The following is a 16,811-nucleotide window of genomic DNA, read 5'->3' on the forward strand; positions in this document are numbered from 1 at the left end:
ATGGAGTATGTCCACCGGATCGGCAACGCTGCCCATCGAAGACGCCTACCACGAGGCGAGCTGGGGATGGCCCGCGGATTCGTACGAGGCAGCTTTGGAGTCCGCGTACCGGGAAGTGACCGACGATGCCCGGCCCGATGCTCTTGGTGTCGGCGCCCAGTGGGCAGGTATGGCCTGGTCCGAGGCTGCAGGGTCCTATGCTGCAGGGTCCGAGGCTGCAGGGTCCGCTGATTCTCGGTTACAGGAATCGGGTTGCGACGCCGCGAGTTCCGACGAGCACGCTCGTGCCCGGGTCGAGGAAGCGTCTGCCGCTGGACTCGTGGGCCTGCTGCAGGAGGCCGTCGCAAGTAATCCACCCAGTCTCGCGACCACTCTGGATCTGCTGCGAGCAACGGATCGGCTGGCATCCTGGGCCGCTGCTCAGCGAGCACGCCTGATCGCGAAGGTCCATTCCTTCAGTCGCTCCGAGCACCATTCCTGGTCCGGCGCATCCTCGTCCCTGGCACTGACGGAGACGGTCGCGGAGACCGCAGCACTGCTCAAGCTGTCGGAGGGTGCCGCTGCCCGCGTCGTCTCGGAGTCACTCACCCTGACCGGTGAGCTGACGAACACTCTGGTGGCTTTGGAGCAGGGGACCATTTGCGCTGCGCGGGCCTCGGTGATCGTCGAGCAGTCCCGCACCCTGCCGGACGACGCCGTGCACGCCTTCGAGTCCGAGATCCTGCAGGTGGCGGGAGACCTCAACCGGCCTCGGCTCACGGCGCGGTGCCGACGTCTTCGCGAGAAGCTCCACCCGGAGACGCTGATCGCGCGGCGGGTCAGGGCGGAGTCGGACAGGTGCGTGGTCTTCGAGCCGGATCGCGACGGGATGGCGTGGCTGAGCGCCTATCTGCCCGCCGAGCAGGCACTGGCGATCCATACCTCGCTCGATGCGGTCGCCCACAGTCTTCGGGTGCCGGACGAGCCGCGCATGCTGGCGCAGCTAAGGGCCGATGTCCTGGCTGACATGCTCCTCGACCCGCGTGGCTCGGCACGCAGCGAGGGCAGCAGACCTGGCCAGGTATCCCGGTCGCAGTCGGCGAAGATCGTCGTCACCGTCCCGGTGTTCTCCCTCATGGGTCTCACCGATGAGCCGGCGGAACTCGAGGGCTACGGCCCGATCCCCGCCGACGCCGCCCGGAAGCTGGCCGCGGACGCCACCTCGTGGCTGCGTTTACTCACCCATCCCTACACGGGAGCGGTCCTCGGTCTGGATCGCACACGATACCGGCCGAGCGAGGACCTGCGGACGTGGGTCCAGGTGCGGGAGAAGACCTGCAGCTTCTACGGGTGTTCCCGCCCGGCCAGTCAGTGCGATCTCGATCATCTGCTGGCCTGGGCCCACGACGGCTCGACCAGTGCGGAGAATCTCTACCCCGCCTGCAAACGGCACCACATGCTCAAGCACCAGACGGACTGGACCCCGACGCCGAATACTGAGGGTGCGCTGACCTGGCTTTCACCGGGTGGCCGCACCTACACGACGCCGCCCGAGCCACCACCGGCAGAACCCGGGTTGTCTGCCACGGCGCGCGTCCTGCAGGATCTGGACCTTGCGATACGCCCCGAGCCGATCCGTCAAGTCGACTCGCCTCCGCCCTTCTGAGGAGCGCCTCAACTCAGAAAACCGAAACTCGGAATGTGATTCGGACGGCGTGCATCGGGTGGCACGACGAGACGCCGGACAACACTGTGCTGGCAGTCTTCGAGACGCACGCCGAGGCGGCAGCACCGGCTGAGGAGATCCAGGATCGATTCGAGGGTGGCGTCATCTTCTCCAGCCGGCTGGTCGATACACGATACGTCGAGGGCACGCGTCACATCTCGTGAAGCGATCCGGTGACCGCCGGCCGAACGACGTCCTCTCGAGTGTCCACCCGCAGAACGGGTCGAGGAAGTACTCGTCTCAGACGTCGACGTTCTCCCAGGTGTCCTGATAAGTAGGACGACGCCACTGCCGCCGACCGCCCTCCCACTCCCGTGCGGAGTCCGTCAGCCAGATCGTCGTGGCGTGCTCCCGGCCCAGCGAATCCTCGATCAGGCCCAGACCGAGCGGTATGCTCCCGATCGACTGGAGGGCGCCTTGCGGGAAGGACCACCACGTTCCCGACAAGAGTGCTGTGGGGTCACGCGGTCTTTCCTTCTGGGCACGGACCTCCTCGACTCGTGCGGCGCGCGCCCAGGTCGAGAGCAACTGGGCTGGGTTTCTCCCCAGCGGTGCAGGGTCGTCGGGTGATCGCCAGTCGATCGCCCACTGCTCGACCTGCCTGCCCTGCGACCACCACTGTGTGGACGGCAACGCCGCCACGTACCGGGCGACAGGGGCAAGTGCGGTCCTGACCTCGGGAAGGCCCGCGAGGACGTCCTCCCCGTCCGGCTCCTGCCACGGATGGGACGTGTCAACCGCCTGGGCCAGCGCCCGGTCGAGGAGCTCGCCATCCACCCCCGCCACGTCGAGCGAGCCCACGGCGGTCACGAAGTCCGCGGTGGACGGTATCGGCAGCGGATCCTCTGCGGCGTCGGGGACCGCGGTCAGGATCACCCGGGACGTACCCTTCCCCGGGTCCAGATCGTGCGCGAGCCAGAACGCGGCAGACCTGATCTCGGAACTCATCTCCATGACCAGTTCCAGGCACAACCGCCGTCCGCGGGGTCCTGCCAGAAGCATCTCGGAGTCCGGGACCATCTGCTCACCCTATCGTCGTCGGCGGGAAGCCCGGATGCGCCCTGGTCCGCTCAGGTGTCGGTCGGTTTCTGGAGCCGCAGGACCATGGTCGATGAGCCCCCGACTCCCCCGACCGTGCGGAAGCCCACCCGCTCGTACAGACGCCTGGCGTGGTTGTCCGGCTCCACGCTCAGGCTCAGGCACGGCAGCCCGTGTCCGCGTGCCTCACTGATCAGCGCATCGAGCAGCCGCGACCCGATCCCGCGTCCCCGCCGGGCCCGAACGACGCCGATCGACAATTCGGGCGTGGCCTCGTCCACGAAGCCGTAGCCGGGATCACGCTCGGGAAAGAACCGGAGCCACGCGGCTCCGACGCGCTGCTGTCCCTCCAGCGCGACGACGCCGAGGTCAGCACCGAGACCACCGGTACGAGGCCAGTCCGCGATGTAGTGCGCGAGCTCCGGCCGGCTCAGGACCTCCGCAACGCTCCCGCTCGGACCGTCGGGACGCCAGAACGCGGCGGCGACGAGCATCTCGGCGAGGAAGGCAGCATCAGAGGAATCGGCAGGACGCAATCGCCAGAGATCGAGCTGCCCGGGCGCCCTCGAATCGCTCAAGCACCGGCCCTGGCGATCACACTGCGGGCATGCCGGAGGATCGGCTCGTCGACCATCCTGCCCTCGTAGGTGAACACTCCACGCTCGTGCTCCGCCGCAGCAAGCAGGGCCCGGGCATGCTCCACCTCGTCGTCGGTGGGCGCGAAGGCCGCACGGATGGTTGCGACCTGACCGGGATGAATACAGGCCTTCGACCCGAAGCCCGACGCGACGGCGTCGTCGGCCTCCTCCTTGAGCCCTGCCGTGTCCGCGATGTCCACGTACACCGCATCCATCGCGAGGACACCGGCAGCACCGGCCGCGAGCAGCACCTGCGAGCGCGCCTGCAGCGCCACCGCACGATAGGTACCCGACGCCGTGCGACTGGAGGTTCCACCGAGCGAGGCCACGAGATCCTCCGCACCCCACATGAGCGCGACGACGCCCTCCGCCCGGGCGATCGACACGGCCTCGACGACGCCCCTTGCCGTCTCGCACAGCGCGATGACCGAGACATCTCCGAGGACCTCACGGAGCGCTGCGACATCGTCCGCCGACTCCGTCTTGGCGAGCATGATCGTGCGGTAGACGGTGCCGCGCACGGCCTCGCAGTCGAGCGCGAAGTCCGGGGTCCCCACGCCGTTGACCCGCACGACGGTCCGTGAGGGGTCCAGCGGAGACTCCTCCAGCGCCGAGTCCGCGAGCGCCTGCCGCGCGGCGGCCTTGGCAGCGGGAGCGACGGCGTCCTCGAGATCGAGGATCACGGTATCGGCCCGGTCGGCCGCCTTGGCGTAGCGCTCGGGCCGGTCCGCAGGGCAGAAGAGCAGGGCCGGGCCCAGCACGCCGGCACTCACGACGCGCCGTCCCGCTGCTCCGCGGAGGACCACATGAGCACCGAGCGCGTGGCGGTCGCCACGACGTCGCCGTGCTGGTTCCGACCGGTGTGCGCCATGGAGACGATGCCCTGGCCAGGGCGCGACGACGACGGCCGCACCCCGGTGATCTCCGTCTGGGTGTACAGCGTGTCGCCGTGGAACAGCGGCTTCGGGAACGCCACGTCGGTGAGCCCGAGTTGCGCCACGATGGTGCCCTGCGTGAGCTGCGCGACCGACTGCCCCACGAGCGTCGCCAGGGTCAGCATGGAGTTCACGAGTCGCTGCCCGAACGGCTGCTCGGCGGACCACGCGGCGTCGAGGTGCAGCGCCTGCGTGTTCATGGTGAGCGTGGTGAACAGGACGTTGTCGGCCTCGGTCAGCGTGCGCCCGGGCCGGTGCGCGTACACGGCGCCGACCACGAGCTCGTCGACGTACAGTCCGCGCTGCACGATGACGTCCCGGGTGGATCCAGTCCTTCGGGTGTCCTGTCCAGGAGCGTCGCTCACGCCTCGAGCTCGATCCGCAAGGGCGCTCCCGTGGCGGCGACGACGTCGTCCGTGGAGACATCGGGTGCTGTCTCACGCAGCACGAGGCCGTCCGGTCCGACGTCGATCACGGCGAGATCGGTGACGATCCTGTCCACGCAGCCCTTGCCGGTCAGCGGCAGCGAGCAGGCCTCGACGATCTTGGGACGTCCGGAGCGGTCCACGTGCTCCATCATCACGATCACGCGCTTGGCCCCGAACACCAGGTCCATGGCCCCGCCCATGCCCTTGACCATCTTGCCGGGCACCATCCAGTTGGCCAGATCACCGTTCTGCGCCACCTCCATGGCACCGAGGACGGCGACGTCCACGTGCCCTCCCCGGATCATGCCGAAGGACGCGGCCGAGTCGAAGAACGCCGCCCCGGCATTGGCGGTGACGGTCTCCTTGCCGGCGTTGATCAGATCCGGGTCCAGCTCCTCCTCCGTGGGGTAGGGCCCCACGCCGAGGATGCCGTTCTCCGAGTGCAGCACCACCTCCACGCCGTCGGGGATGTAGTTCGGGATCAGCGTGGGCATGCCGATGCCCAGATTGACGTACTGGCCGTTCTTCAGCTCCTGCGCCACCCTGGCGGCGAGTTCGTTGCGCGTCAGTGCCATGCTCATGCTCCTTCGGGTGCGTTCAGGCCGGCCTGCGGATCGGGCGCGCCGTGCAGGGAGACCGTCCGCTTCTCGATGCGCTTCTCCACGTCGGGGGCGAGGACGACGCGCTGCACGAAGATGCCCGGTGTGTGGACCTCGGCGGGATCGAGCTCCCCCGGCTCCACGAGCTCCTCGACCTCGGCGATCGTGATCCTCCCGGCCTGGGCACACAGCGGATTGAAGTTCATCGCCGTCGCGTGGAACACCAGATTGCCGTGCCGGTCGCCCTTCCAGGCATGGACCAGCGCGTAGTCCGGGCGCACCGATTCCTCGAGCACGTAGTCCATGCCGTCGAACGAGCGCACCTCCTTCGGCTTCGAGGCGACGGCGATCCCGCCCTCGGCGTCGTACCGCTGCGGCAGCCCGCCCTCGCTCACCTGGGTGCCGACACCCGCCGTCGTGTAGAAGGCGGGGATCCCGGCCCCGCCCGCCCGGAGCTTCTCGGCGAGCGTGCCCTGCGGGGTGAGCTCCACCTCGAGCTCACCGGAGAGGTACTGGCGGGCGAACTCCTTGTTCTCCCCCACGTAGGAGCTGATGGTCCGGCGGATCCGGTGATCGGAGAGCAGCCTCCCGAGGCCCCAGCCGTCCACACCGCAGTTGTTGCTGATCGTCTCCAGCTCCGACGTCCCCCGCGCATGCAGGGCGTCGATGAGCGCCACGGGGATGCCGCAGAGCCCGAAGCCTCCGACCGCCAGGGACGCGCCGTCGGGGATGTCCGCGACGGCCTCCTCCGCACTGTCGAGCACCTTGTTGATCACTGCGTCTCCTTCGCTGCTGTCCGATACGCCTGTGAGAATGTCGGCTCGAAGGCCTACAGACCGAGCTCCCGCGCGATGAGCATGAGCTGGACCTCCGTGGTCCCCTCTCCGATCTCGAGGATCTTCGAGTCACGATAGTGCCTCGCGACCGGGAACTCGTTGATGTACCCGTACCCGCCGAAGATCTGCGTGGCATCGCGAGCGTTGTCCATGGCGGCTTCCCCGGCCACGAGCTTGGCGATCGAGGCCTGCGTCTTGAAGGGCTTGCCCGCGAGCATCCGCGACGCGGCGTCGTAGTAGGCCAGGCGGGCCGTGTCGGCACGGACCTTCATGCGCGCGATCTTGAACTGGACGGACTGGTAGGAGCCGATGTTGCTGCCGAACGCCATGCGCTCGCCGGCGTACTTGATCGACTCCTCCACGCAGCCCTGCGCGGCACCCGTGGCGAGCGCGGCGATGGCGATCCGGCCCTCGTCGAGGATCTGCAGGAAGTTGGCGTAGCCGCGGCCCCGCTCACCGAGCAGATTCGCCTCGGGGACGCGGACGTCCTTGAGGGTCAGCGGGTGCGTGTCGGAGGCGTTCCAGCCCACCTTGTCGTACGCCTTCTCCGCGGTGAAGCCCGGCGTGTCCGAGGGCACCAGGATGGTGGAGATCTCCTTCTTCACCGTGCCGTCCGGGCGCTCCGACGTCCCGGTGACGGCCGTGACGGTGACGAGCGAGGTGATGTCGGTGCCGGAGTTCGTGATGAACTCCTTCGTGCCGTTGATCACCCACTCGGAGCCGTTCGCACCCTCCTCGAGCTTCGCCGTCGTCTTCGTCCCTGAGGCGTCGGACCCGGCCTCGGACTCCGTCAGGCCGAAGCCACCGAGGGCCGTACCCGCGGCGAGCGAGGGCAGCCACTGCTGCTTCTGCTCCTCGGTGCCGAACCGGTACACCGGCATGGCGCCGAGGGACACCCCTGCCTCGAGGGTGATCGCCACGGACTGGTCCACGCGGGCCAGCTGCTCGAGCGCGAGGCAGAGCGCGAAGTAGTCGCCGCCCATTCCGCCGTACTCCTCCGGGAACGGCAGGCCGAATAGGCCCATGTCGGCCATCTGCTTGACCACCTCGTAGGGGAAGCTGTGCTCGGCGTCGTGCTTGGCCGAGACCGGGGCCACCACCTCGTCGGCGAACTCGCGGACCGTGTCGACGAGATCCTGGTATTCCTCGCTCAATTCGAAGTTCATGCTGCGCTGCCTTCCGTGGGACTGGCTGTGGGACTGTCGGGTGTGTGTGCGTGACTCTCGATGGTGGCGACGATCTGCTGGGCCCTGACCAGATCGCCGGGCTTCAGCGACAGGCGGACGATTCCGGAGAGGCCGGCGGTGAGCTGGTGCTCCATCTTCATGGCCTCGACGGCGACGAGCACGTCCCCCGCCTCGACGAGTGCGCCGTCCTCGACCGCGACCGAGACGACGGTGCCCGGCATGGGGCTGCGGACCGCCGGATCGGCCGAGCCCTCCTCGCGCTCGATCCGCGACAGGACGACGTCGAGCAGCTCCCTGCGGCCGAGCCGCCTGATGCGCGCGGAGAAACCTGCGTCGCCCAGCCAGACCGTGTCACCGTCGACGGTGTGCTGCCGCCGCGACCGGAGGCCGTCGACGGCCGTGCCTCCGGTGCTGACCGAGATCGTGCGGTCGTCGATCGTGGCACTCCACCCGGTCGCCTCCTGCCGGAGACCGACCACGGTGGTGCCGCCGGCGTGCTCCAGGTCGATCGTGCGGGGCCGGGGTGCCCCGAGCCGGAAGCCGTCCCCGCGCCGCCACGGGGAGGACGCGCTCGTCGGCGCGTCCGCCTCGACGAGCAGCACCGCAGCGAGCGCGAGCTCCTCCGGGCTCAGCGTCCGGAACGCGAGATCGGGGAGCTTCCGCTCGATCATGGTGGTGTCGAGCCTTGCGGCCCGCACGTCGTCGTCGTTCACGAGCAGGCGGAGGTACTCGATGTTCGTGTCCACCCCCAGCACCACGGTGTCGGCGAGCGCCGCATCGAGCCGGTCCAGCGCCTGCCTCCGGTCCGTCCCCCAGGCGATCACCTTGGCCAGCATGGGATCGTACGACGACGAGACGGTGCCTCCGAGCAGGAGCGAGCTGTCCACCCTGACGCCCTCCCCCGCGGCCTCGGCGAGCGCGACGACGGTGCCCGTGGACGGCAGGAACCCGGCTTCGGGATTCTCGGCGTACACGCGGGCCTCCACCGCGTGGCCGGTGAGGACGACGTCGTCCTGCACCATGGGCAGGCGCTCCCCCGCGGCGATGCGGATCTGCCACTCCACCAGATCCACCCCGGTGACGAGCTCCGTGACCGGGTGCTCCACCTGCAGGCGGGTGTTCATCTCCATGAAGAAGAACTCGTCGGGCGCGGCGTCGGAGACGAGGAACTCGACCGTCCCGGCGCCGGTGTAGTCGACGCTGCGTGCGGCGTTGCAGGCGGCCTCGCCGATCCGTTCCCGCGTCGCCTCGTCGAGCAGGGCCGACGGTGCTTCCTCGATCACCTTCTGGTGGCGCCGCTGCAGGGAGCACTCGCGCTCACCCAGGTGGATCACGGAGCCGTGCTGGTCGGCCACGACCTGCACCTCGATGTGCCGGGGACGCTCGATGAGCCGCTCCAGGAAGAGGGTGTCGTCGCCGAACGCGCGTGCGGCGACGCGCCGGGCCGTGAGCAGTACCTCCGGCAGCTCGTCGGTGCGCCGGACGTCATGCATGCCCTTGCCTCCACCGCCGGCCGAGGGCTTGATGAGCAGGGGGAAGCCGACGTCGTCCGCTGCCCGGAGGAGCTCCTCGTCGGAGAGCCCGGGTTCGGCGATGCCCGGCACCACGGGCACGTCGAAGCCGGCCACGTGGTTCTTGGACCGGATCTTGTCACCCATCACGTTCAGTGCGTGGACCGACGGCCCGATGAACACGATCCCCGCGTCCTCGAGCGCCTCCGCGAACGCGGCGTTCTCGCTGAGGAAGCCGTAGCCGGGGTGCACCGCGCCGGCACCCGTGCGCCGGCAGGCCTCCAGGACGGCGGGGATGGACAGATAGCTCTCCGACGGCGCGGCAGCACCGATGCGCACCGCGAGATCGGCGTCGCGGACATGGCGTGCATCGGCGTCGGCATCGCTGTACACCGCGACGGAGCGCAGGCCGAGCGCGCGGACGGAACGGATCACGCGGCTGGCGATCTCCCCCCGGTTCGCGACGAGGACGGTGTCGAAGGGCCAGGTGGACGTGTCCGGGCTGGAGAAGGTCGGGCTGGAGAAGGTCGGGCTGGAGAAGGTCGGGCTGGAGCTCATCTGGTCACATCCTGAAGAGGCCGAAGGAGGTATCGGGCAGCGGCGCGCCGGCGCAGACCTCCAGGGCGAGGCCGAGGACGGTGCGGGTGTCCGCCGGGTCGATCACGCCGTCGTCCCACAGCCGCGCCGTCGAGTAGTAGGGGTTGCCCTGGGCCTCGTACTGCTCGCGGATGGGCGCCCGGAACGCCTCCTCGTCCTCGCCGGACCAGTCCTCGCCGCGCGCCTCGAGCTGATCGCGCTTCACGGTCGCGAGGACGGACGAGGCCTGGTTGCCGCCCATCACCGAGATGCGGCCGGCCGGCCACATCCACAGGAAGCGCGGGGAGAACGCGCGCCCGCACATGGAGTAGTTGCCGGCGCCGAACGAGCCGCCGACGACGACGGTGAGCTTCGGGACCCGGCACGTGGCGACGGCGGTGACCATCTTCGCGCCGTTCTTGGCGATCCCCCCGGCCTCGTAGTCCCTGCCGACCATGAAGCCGGAGAGATTCTGCAGGAACACGAGCGGGATGCCGCGCTGGTCGCACAGCTCGATGAAGTGGGCGCCCTTGAGTGCGGATTCGCTGAACAGCACGCCGTTGTTGGCGACGATCCCCACCTGGTGGCCGTGGATGCTCGCGAAGCCCGTGACGAGCGTGGTGCCGTACTCGCGCTTGAACTCGTGGAACAGGGAGCCGTCCACGAGCCGGGCGATGATCTCGCGAGCATCGTAGGAGGCGTTGACGTCGGTCGGCACGGCCCCGTAGAGCTCGTCCATCGGGACCGCGGGATCGAGCACATCGTCCCGCTCCGCCGCCGCAGGCGGGGTCCCGTCCGCCGGAGGCAGGGTGGAGATGATGTCGCGGACGATCTCGAGGGCGTGCTGGTCGTTCTCCGCGAGATGGTCCGTGACGCCCGAGATCCTCGAGTGCACCTCGCCGCCCCCGAGCTCCTCGGCCGTGACCACCTCGCCGATCGCGGCCTTCACCAGCGGGGGCCCGCCGAGGAAGATGGTGCCCTGGTTGCGGACGATCACCGTCTCGTCGCTCATGGCCGGCACGTACGCCCCACCGGCGGTGCAGCTTCCCATGACGGCGGCGATCTGCGGGATCTTCCGCGCGGACATGGTGGCCTGGTTGTAGAAGATCCGGCCGAAGTGGTTGCGATCGGGGAAGACCTCGTCCTGCCGGGGCAGGAAGGCCCCGCCGGAGTCCACCAGGTAGACGCAGGGCAGATTGTTCTCCAGCGCGATCTCCTGCGCCCGCAGGTGCTTCTTGACCGTCATGGGGTAGTACGTGCCGCCCTTGACGGTCGCGTCGTTGGAGATGACGAGCACATGGCGCCCGTGCACCAGACCGATCCCGGCGATAACGCCCGCACCCGGGGACTCGCCGTCGTACATCCCGTCCGCGGCGAGCGGGGCGATCTCGAGGAAGGGGCTGCCGTCGTCGAGCAGCTGATCGACGCGCTCGCGCGGCAGCAGCTTGCCGCGGGCCACGTGACGCTCGCGGGAACGCTCCGGACCGCCCAGCGCTGCCGTGGCGAGGCGGTCGCGCAGCTCCGCCACGAGTTTCGACTGCGCCGCCTCATTGGCCCGGAACGACGCCGAGAGCGGATCGACCTGCGATCTGAGAGTCTCCATCGACTGCTTCCTCGAGGTATTCAGTTAGCAAATGCTAACCGGAATTCAGGGTAGTGGTCATCACTGCCCGTGTCCACCACAATGAGGGAGGCAATCACCGTTCCGACGACAAGGATCCGCATGGAGGCACTGCCCACGGAAGACCGGGTCACCGGTCGCAGTATCGCCAAGGCCACCCGCCGGGCCGCCCTCCTCGACTCCGCCGCCAGGCTCTTCGCGGAGCGCGGCTACAACGGCGTGTCGATCGAGGATCTGGGCGCGGCAGCCGGCGTCAGCGGCCCCGCCGTGTACCGGCACTTCGCCGGCAAGCCCTCCGTCCTGTCGGCGCTGCTGACCGGTGTCAGCGAGGAACTCCTCGAGGGAGCGCGGGCCGTGGTCGCCCGCTCCACCTCGGCGGAGCGGGCCCTCAGGGATCTCATCGGCTTCCAAGTGGAGTTCGCCCTGACCAACTCCGATGTCATCCGGGTCCAGGACCGGGATCTCGGCTCGCTCGCGCCCGACGACGAGCACACCGTCCGCTCCCTGCAGCGCAGCTACGTGCAGGTGTGGGTGGACCAGCTCACCGCCTATCGACCGGACACGGACCGCTCCCTGCAGCGGCGGCGGGTCCACGCGGTCTTCGGCCTCATCAACTCCACACCGCACACGGCCCACGGCACGGGATCGGGACCGGAGCGGGACCTGCTGCGGAACCTGCTCGAGGACATGGCGTGGGCGGCCCTCACCGTGTGAGCCGCGCGTCGCTCCGCTGTACGCTGAAGCACGAGACGCCCCCGGCCGAGCTGACCAGCCGGCCACTCCACCGACCGGGAGACCTGCTGTGACCACGTTACGTGCCGTTGAAGCCACCGACCTCGACGAGTTCTTCTCGCACCAGCTGGACCCCCGCGCCAATCACATGGCCGCGTTCGGCGCCAAGAACCCGTCGGACCGCGGTGTCTTCGACCACCACTGGCAGGACATCCTCAACGATCCGAGGACCACGGTGCGGACCATCCTCTCCGACGGCGAGGTGGTGGGCAGCATCCTCGCCTACAACGACGGCGACGCTCCGGAGATCAGCTACTGGATCGACCGCTCGCACTGGGGCGAGGGCATCACGACGGCGGCGGTGGGGCAGTTCCTCGACGAGGTGACGGAGCGGCCCATCCGCGCGCACGCCGTGGCCGACAACGTCAGCTCCATCCGCATCCTCGAGCGCTGGGGCTTCACGGAGATCGGCCGGACGCAGGGCTTCGCACCGGCCCGTGGCGCCGTGGTGGAGGAGATCATCCTCGAGCTGCGGTAGCGCGGGTCGGGCGGCAGGTCCGTCGAGATGGCAGAAGACACCACGACATCCGGCCGTACGCGGTCATATCTGCCATCTCGGTCCGGCTGACCGCTACACCATGGTCAGGACCATCGCCGGATTCCGCAGGATCATCCCGATGTCGGCGAGGAACCGCGAGCCCTGCTCGCCGTCGACCAGCCGGTGGTCGAAGGACAGACTGAGCGTCATGACGGATCGGAGCGCGACGGCGCCCTGGTACTCCCACGGCATGCTGCGGACCGCTCCGACGGCCAAGATGGCTGCCTCGCCCGGATTCAGGATCGGCGTACCGGCGTCGATGCCGAACACACCGATGTTCGTGATCGAGATGGTGCCCCCGGTCAGATCCGCAGGAGGGGTCTTCCCGGCACGGGCGGTCTCGGTCAGCGTGCCCAGGGACCGCGCCAGGTCGACGAGCGGCAGCGTCTGCGCGGCCTTGATGTTCGGTACCAGGAGCCCCCGTGGGGTGGCGGCGGCGATGCCGAGATGGACGTCCGCGTACTGCACGATCTCCTGCGCCTCCTCGTCCCACGACGAGTTGACGGTCGGGTTCCGCGCCGCGGCGATGCACAGCGCCTTGGCGACGATGGTCAGGGGCGTGACCCGGGTCCCCTCGAAGGCACGGCTCGCCTTGAGTTCGGTGAGCAGCTCCATGGTCGGTGTGACGTCGACGGTCAGGAACTCCGTGACGTGGGGCGCGGTGAAGGCACTGGCCACCATCGCGGCGGCGGTGTGCTTGCGCATCCCGCGGATGGGTGTGCGCGTCTGCCCGGCGGAGGGGTCGCCCGTCGGCTCCGCGGTGTCAGGTCCCGCTGGGGATGGGTGCAGGACCGGGGGGTGCAGGGCCGGGAGCTCTGCCGAGCTTCCCCCGACGGCGGCCAGGACGTCGTCCCGCACGATCAGGCCACCCGGTCCGGTACCGGTCACCGTCTCGAGGGAGATCCCGAGATCACGCGCCAGCTTGCGCACGGGAGGCGTGGACCGTGGACGCTCGGCGGGAGCCTGCGCGGCAGCCTCGGCAGCCGGTGGTCCTGCAGGTGTCGCGGGTGTCATGGCAGGCGCAGCTGCCTCGCGCGCGCTCACCGATCGGGCGCGACTGCGGCGCTGGGGTCGTCCGCTCTTCTCGACGGCAGCGCCGTACCCGACGAGATTCGGCTCGCGCTTCGCCGGAACGGCGTCGGTGACGGAATCCCTGGCGGCGTCGGTGCCGGGAGCGGCATGCTCGTCGGACGCGGTGGTGGGCGCCGACGCAGGCGGCACGGAGGGGGTGGTGGTCGGGGTCTCCTCCGACTCCCCCGCCACCTCGAAGGAGACGATCGGCGCCCCGACGTCGACCACTGTGCCCGCCGCCTCGTGCAGGCGGAGCACCGTTCCCGCGTAGGGAGAGGGCAGTTCCACCACGGCCTTGGCGGTCTCGACGTCGGCGATGATCTGGTTCAGCTCCACGGTGTCGCCCTCGGCGACGTGCCACTGGACGATCTCGGACTCGGTCAGGCCCTCCCCCAGATCCGGCAGGCGGAACTCCTTCACCCGGGCGGGCGTGGTGGTGGTCACTGGGAAACTCCTTCGGTGGTCGGCCCGCTGAGCGAGTTGTGCCGGCGCATGACACGGTCCACGCCGTCGAGGATCCTGTCCAGGTCCGGCAGATGGTGGAACTCGAGCTTGGAGTAGGGGTACGGGATGTCGAAGCCCGTGACGCGCACGGGCGCGTGCTCGAGGACGTCGAAGCACCGCTCGGTGATGCTCGCCGCGATCTCCGCGCCGAGGCCGCCCGACTGCGCTGCCTCGTGCGTGATGACGAGCCGGCCGGTCTTCCGCACGGAGGCCTCGACGGTCGCGAAGTCGATCGGGGCGAGGGAGCGCAGGTCGATGACCTCGATGGAGATGCCCTCGTCGGACGCCGCGACGGCGGCGTCGCGCGCCGTCGGGACCAGCGGCCCGTAGGTGACGAGCGTGACATCGGTGCCACGGGCGACCACGCGTGCCGTCCCCATGTCCGACGCCGAAGCGTCGCCGGTCTCGTCGACCTCGCCCTTGACGTGGTACCGGCGTTTGGGCTCGAAGTACAGCACGGGGTCGTCGCTGGCGATGGCCTGCTGGATCATCGTGTACGCGTCCTGCGGGTCGGAGACGCTCACCACGCGCAGCCCGGAGGTGTGGGTGAAGTAGGCCTCGGGGGACTCCGAGTGGTGCTCGGGTGAGCCGATGCCGCCACCGAACGGCACCCGGATGGTGATGGGCATCCTCACGGCGCCCTGCGTCCGGTAGTGGAGCTTGGCCACCTGGCAGACGATCTGGTCGAAGGCCGGGTAGATGAAGCCGTCGAACTGGATCTCCACCACGGGACGGTAGCCGCGGTAGGCCATGCCGACGGCGGTCCCGAGGATCCCGGACTCGGCCAGGGGGCTGTCCAGCACGCGGTGCGCCCCGAAATCCTTCTGCAGCCCGTCGGTGATGCGGAAGACACCGCCGAGCTTGCCGATGTCCTCGCCCATGAGGATCACCTTCGGATCGTCCTCCATGGCGCGTCGCAGGCCGGCGGTGATGGCTCGGCCGAAGGTCATGGTGGTCATCAGCGGGATCCTTCCTGGGGTGCCTGCTCGAACGAGGCGAGATAGCGCTCGTAGTGGTCCTGCTGGCGGTCGAGCCACGAGTTCGGCGCACTGTAGACGTGCTTGAAGACGTCCATCGGCTCCGGCTCGGGCATGGACAGGCAGCCCTGCCGCAGCTCGGCGGCGACGGCGTCCGCCGTGGCCTTCACGGAGTCGGTGTAGTCGGCGTCGAGCAGCCCGAGCGAGTCCAGGAGCGTGGCGAGGCGGGCCAGCGGATCGCGGGAGGCCCAGTCCTCGAGCTCGTTGGCATCGCGGTACCGCTTGGGATCGTCGGCCGTGGTGTGCGGGCCCATGCGGTAGGTCACCGCCTCGATGAAGGTGGGGCCGCCGCCCGAGCGGGCGCGCGCCAGTGCCTCACGCGTGACGGCGAGGCAGGCCAGGACGTCGTTGCCGTCCACGCGGACCGACGGGATGCCGAAGCCCGGTGCCCGGCGTGCGATCGGCACGTGGGCCTGCAGGCCCACGGGCTCGGAGATGGCCCAGTGGTTGTTCTGGCAGAAGAAGACCACCGGCGCCTGGTAGCTCGCGGCGAAGACCATGGCCTCGTTGACGTCGCCCTGGCTCGTGGCCCCGTCGCCGAAGTAGGTCATCGCGACGGCGTCGTCGCCGTCCTGCAGGATGCCCATGGCATACCCGGTGGCGTGCAGGGTCTGCGCCCCGATGATGACCTGGGGCGTGGCCATGTTGATGGAGTAGGGGTCCCAGCCGGAGGACGCATTGCCGCGCCAGACGCGCAGCAGGTCCGTGAGGTCGACGCCGCGGCAGTAGGCGACGGCGTTCTCCCGGTAACTGGAGAAGACGAAGTCGTCCTCGCGCAGCGCACGTCCGGAACCGATCTGGGCGGCCTCCTGGCCGAGGAGCGGCGGCCACAGCGCCAGTTCACCCTGCCGCTGGAGCGCCGTCGCCTCGGCGTCGATGCGCCGCACCACCACCATGTCCTCGTAGAGCTTCCGCAGGGCGGCGCCGTCGACGTCGGCCACCAGGGCGTCGTAGTGCTCGTGCGCGTGGCGGACACCGAGGTGATCGAGGAGCTGGACCGGCTCGTCCGCGCCGTCGTGGGCCGGCCCGGGCAGGACCGCACCGGTCGCCGTCCCGGCAGCCGGGACGCGGGTCCCGCCGTCGAACTCCGATCCTTGCAGGGCGTGGTCCTGGGTCATATCACTCAACCTTCACGTGGGAGCAGCTCCTCCGCCCGGAGGACGAGGCGCAGGTGGGCTCCGGACACCCTTGTCCGGAGTTGCTGTGACCCTACTCACACGGCGCAGGTAGCACAACCGTTTCTGCTTTCACTGAGCAGAGTGCCCTATCCGAGGAGAAGTACCCCTGCTAGCGTTGGGCACTATGCAACCCCTGGATCTCACCGACATGCGTCTGTTGCTGGCGATGGCGAAGGACCCCCGGCGTACCGTCGTCGCGCTCGCCCAGCGTCTGGGCCTGTCGCGGAACACGGTGCAGGCCAGGATGGCCCACCTGGAGAAGAAATCGGTGTTCCTCTCCTTCGAGCGGCGCATCAACACCGTCTCGCTGGGATATCCGCTCACTGCCTTCATCCATGTGCACGTCCAGCAGCAGAAGCTCGCCGCGATCGCCGCGAACATCGCCGCGATCCCGGAGGTCATCGAGGCGTTCGGCGTGACGGGTCAGGCCGACATCCTGGTGCGCGTGGTCGCCGTCGACGCCGAGGATCTGTTCCGCATCAACGGGACGGTCCTCGCCTGCGACGGCGTGGAGCGGTGCGACACCTCCCTGGCGATGGGCGAGCTCGTGCCCTTCCGCGTGGAACCACTGCTCGAACGAGGTCCCCTGCCCCCGAGGTGAGCACGCACTCCGCTCC

The 16,811-nt window shown here is 69.3% G+C and carries 17 protein-coding genes; 5 read left to right on the top strand and 12 right to left on the bottom strand.

Annotation, left to right across the window (positions count from 1 at the left end):
- Positions 1-7: 7 nt before the first annotated feature.
- Both Q0747_RS07650 and Q0747_RS07655 read left to right on the top strand, forming a co-directional pair.
- Positions 8-1,645, top strand: a complete 1,638-nt coding sequence (locus tag Q0747_RS07650; protein ID WP_298253257.1) for an HNH endonuclease signature motif containing protein — start codon at positions 8-10, stop codon at positions 1,643-1,645.
- A gap of 35 nt (positions 1,646-1,680) precedes the next feature.
- A complete protein-coding gene (locus Q0747_RS07655) occupies positions 1,681-1,869 on the top strand; it encodes a hypothetical protein (RefSeq protein ID WP_298253259.1) in 189 nt (62 codons plus the stop codon).
- Between the two features lie 76 nt (positions 1,870-1,945).
- Here Q0747_RS07655 and Q0747_RS07660 read toward each other — a convergent pair whose 3' ends face one another.
- From Q0747_RS07660 to Q0747_RS07700, 9 genes are read right to left on the bottom strand one after another with little or no spacing between them, the layout of a single operon-like run.
- Entirely contained in the window at positions 1,946-2,725 is a 780-nt protein-coding gene (locus Q0747_RS07660; RefSeq protein WP_298253261.1) for a hypothetical protein, read from the bottom strand.
- 50 nt (positions 2,726-2,775) lie between these two features.
- Positions 2,776-3,321 carry a GNAT family N-acetyltransferase gene (locus tag Q0747_RS07665; RefSeq protein WP_298253263.1) on the bottom strand — a complete coding sequence of 182 codons (546 nt, stop codon included), beginning with the start codon at positions 3,319-3,321 and terminating at the stop codon, positions 2,776-2,778.
- Positions 3,318-4,154, bottom strand: coding sequence for a CoA ester lyase (locus Q0747_RS07670; protein WP_298253265.1), 837 nt, complete (start codon positions 4,152-4,154; stop codon positions 3,318-3,320). The genes Q0747_RS07665 and Q0747_RS07670 overlap by 4 nt, the downstream gene beginning before the upstream one ends.
- On the bottom strand, positions 4,151-4,681 hold the full coding sequence (locus Q0747_RS07675) for a MaoC family dehydratase (protein WP_298253267.1): 531 nt from the start codon (positions 4,679-4,681) through the stop codon (positions 4,151-4,153). Before Q0747_RS07675 ends, Q0747_RS07670 begins: the two co-directional genes overlap by 4 nt.
- Positions 4,678-5,319, bottom strand: a complete 642-nt coding sequence (locus tag Q0747_RS07680) for a CoA transferase subunit B (RefSeq protein WP_298253269.1) — start codon at positions 5,317-5,319, stop codon at positions 4,678-4,680. The genes Q0747_RS07675 and Q0747_RS07680 overlap by 4 nt, the downstream gene beginning before the upstream one ends.
- A gap of 2 nt (positions 5,320-5,321) precedes the next feature.
- Positions 5,322-6,119: a CoA transferase subunit A gene (locus Q0747_RS07685; RefSeq protein WP_298253271.1), complete on the bottom strand. Its 798-nt coding sequence runs from the start codon at positions 6,117-6,119 to the stop codon at positions 5,322-5,324.
- A gap of 53 nt (positions 6,120-6,172) precedes the next feature.
- Positions 6,173-7,345, bottom strand: coding sequence for an acyl-CoA dehydrogenase family protein (locus Q0747_RS07690; RefSeq protein WP_298253273.1), 1,173 nt, complete (start codon positions 7,343-7,345; stop codon positions 6,173-6,175).
- Positions 7,342-9,435, bottom strand: a complete 2,094-nt coding sequence (locus Q0747_RS07695) for a biotin carboxylase N-terminal domain-containing protein (protein WP_298253275.1) — start codon at positions 9,433-9,435, stop codon at positions 7,342-7,344. The genes Q0747_RS07690 and Q0747_RS07695 overlap by 4 nt, the downstream gene beginning before the upstream one ends.
- Positions 9,436-9,439: 4 nt before the next feature.
- On the bottom strand, positions 9,440-11,056 hold the full coding sequence (locus Q0747_RS07700; RefSeq protein WP_298253277.1) for a carboxyl transferase domain-containing protein: 1,617 nt from the start codon (positions 11,054-11,056) through the stop codon (positions 9,440-9,442).
- Between the two features lie 120 nt (positions 11,057-11,176).
- Here Q0747_RS07700 and Q0747_RS07705 point away from each other — a divergent pair, with 120 nt between their 5' ends.
- Positions 11,177-11,788, top strand: a complete 612-nt coding sequence (locus tag Q0747_RS07705) for a TetR/AcrR family transcriptional regulator (RefSeq protein ID WP_298253279.1) — start codon at positions 11,177-11,179, stop codon at positions 11,786-11,788.
- An 88-nt stretch (positions 11,789-11,876) separates the two neighbouring features.
- Positions 11,877-12,344, top strand: a complete 468-nt coding sequence (locus Q0747_RS07710) for a GNAT family N-acetyltransferase (protein WP_298253281.1) — start codon at positions 11,877-11,879, stop codon at positions 12,342-12,344.
- Between the two features lie 93 nt (positions 12,345-12,437).
- On the opposite strand, the gene Q0747_RS07715 is transcribed toward Q0747_RS07710, so the two are convergent.
- The 3 genes from Q0747_RS07715 to pdhA are packed head-to-tail and all read right to left on the bottom strand — an operon-like array spanning position 12,438 to position 16,134.
- Positions 12,438-13,919, bottom strand: a complete 1,482-nt coding sequence (locus Q0747_RS07715; protein WP_298253283.1) for a dihydrolipoamide acetyltransferase family protein — start codon at positions 13,917-13,919, stop codon at positions 12,438-12,440.
- Complete coding sequence (locus Q0747_RS07720) at positions 13,916-14,938, bottom strand: alpha-ketoacid dehydrogenase subunit beta (RefSeq protein ID WP_298253285.1); 1,023 nt, start codon at positions 14,936-14,938, stop codon at positions 13,916-13,918. Before Q0747_RS07720 ends, Q0747_RS07715 begins: the two co-directional genes overlap by 4 nt.
- Positions 14,938-16,134, bottom strand: coding sequence for a pyruvate dehydrogenase (acetyl-transferring) E1 component subunit alpha (gene pdhA, locus Q0747_RS07725; protein WP_298253287.1), 1,197 nt, complete (start codon positions 16,132-16,134; stop codon positions 14,938-14,940). Before pdhA ends, Q0747_RS07720 begins: the two co-directional genes overlap by 1 nt.
- Positions 16,135-16,318: 184 nt before the next feature.
- Between pdhA and Q0747_RS07730 the strand changes: the two genes are divergently transcribed.
- Positions 16,319-16,795 (top strand): Lrp/AsnC family transcriptional regulator, encoded by a 477-nt coding sequence (locus tag Q0747_RS07730; protein WP_298253288.1) that lies wholly within the window; start codon positions 16,319-16,321, stop codon positions 16,793-16,795.
- Positions 16,796-16,811 lie beyond the last annotated feature (16 nt).

The sequence above is a fragment of the uncultured Arthrobacter sp. genome (assembly GCF_947493765.1).
GTDB lineage: Bacteria > Actinomycetota > Actinomycetes > Actinomycetales > Micrococcaceae > Arthrobacter_D.

Excerpts from the sequence above, each read along its gene's own strand:
- Q0747_RS07650 (WP_298253257.1), top strand. The coding sequence starts at position 8 with ATGTCCACCGGATCGGCAACGCTGCCCATCGAAGACGCCTACCACGAG.
- Q0747_RS07660 (WP_298253261.1), bottom strand. The coding sequence starts at position 2,725 with ATGGTCCCGGACTCCGAGATGCTTCTGGCAGGACCCCGCGGACGGCGG.
- Q0747_RS07680 (WP_298253269.1), bottom strand. The coding sequence starts at position 5,319 with ATGGCACTGACGCGCAACGAACTCGCCGCCAGGGTGGCGCAGGAGCTG.
- Q0747_RS07690 (WP_298253273.1), bottom strand. The coding sequence starts at position 7,345 with ATGAACTTCGAATTGAGCGAGGAATACCAGGATCTCGTCGACACGGTC.
- Q0747_RS07695 (WP_298253275.1), bottom strand. The coding sequence starts at position 9,435 with ATGAGCTCCAGCCCGACCTTCTCCAGCCCGACCTTCTCCAGCCCGACC.
- Q0747_RS07700 (WP_298253277.1), bottom strand. The coding sequence starts at position 11,056 with ATGGAGACTCTCAGATCGCAGGTCGATCCGCTCTCGGCGTCGTTCCGG.
- Q0747_RS07705 (WP_298253279.1), top strand. The coding sequence starts at position 11,177 with ATGGAGGCACTGCCCACGGAAGACCGGGTCACCGGTCGCAGTATCGCC.
- Q0747_RS07720 (WP_298253285.1), bottom strand. The coding sequence starts at position 14,938 with ATGACCACCATGACCTTCGGCCGAGCCATCACCGCCGGCCTGCGACGC.
- pdhA (WP_298253287.1), bottom strand. The coding sequence starts at position 16,134 with ATGACCCAGGACCACGCCCTGCAAGGATCGGAGTTCGACGGCGGGACC.
- Q0747_RS07730 (WP_298253288.1), top strand. The coding sequence starts at position 16,319 with ATGCAACCCCTGGATCTCACCGACATGCGTCTGTTGCTGGCGATGGCG.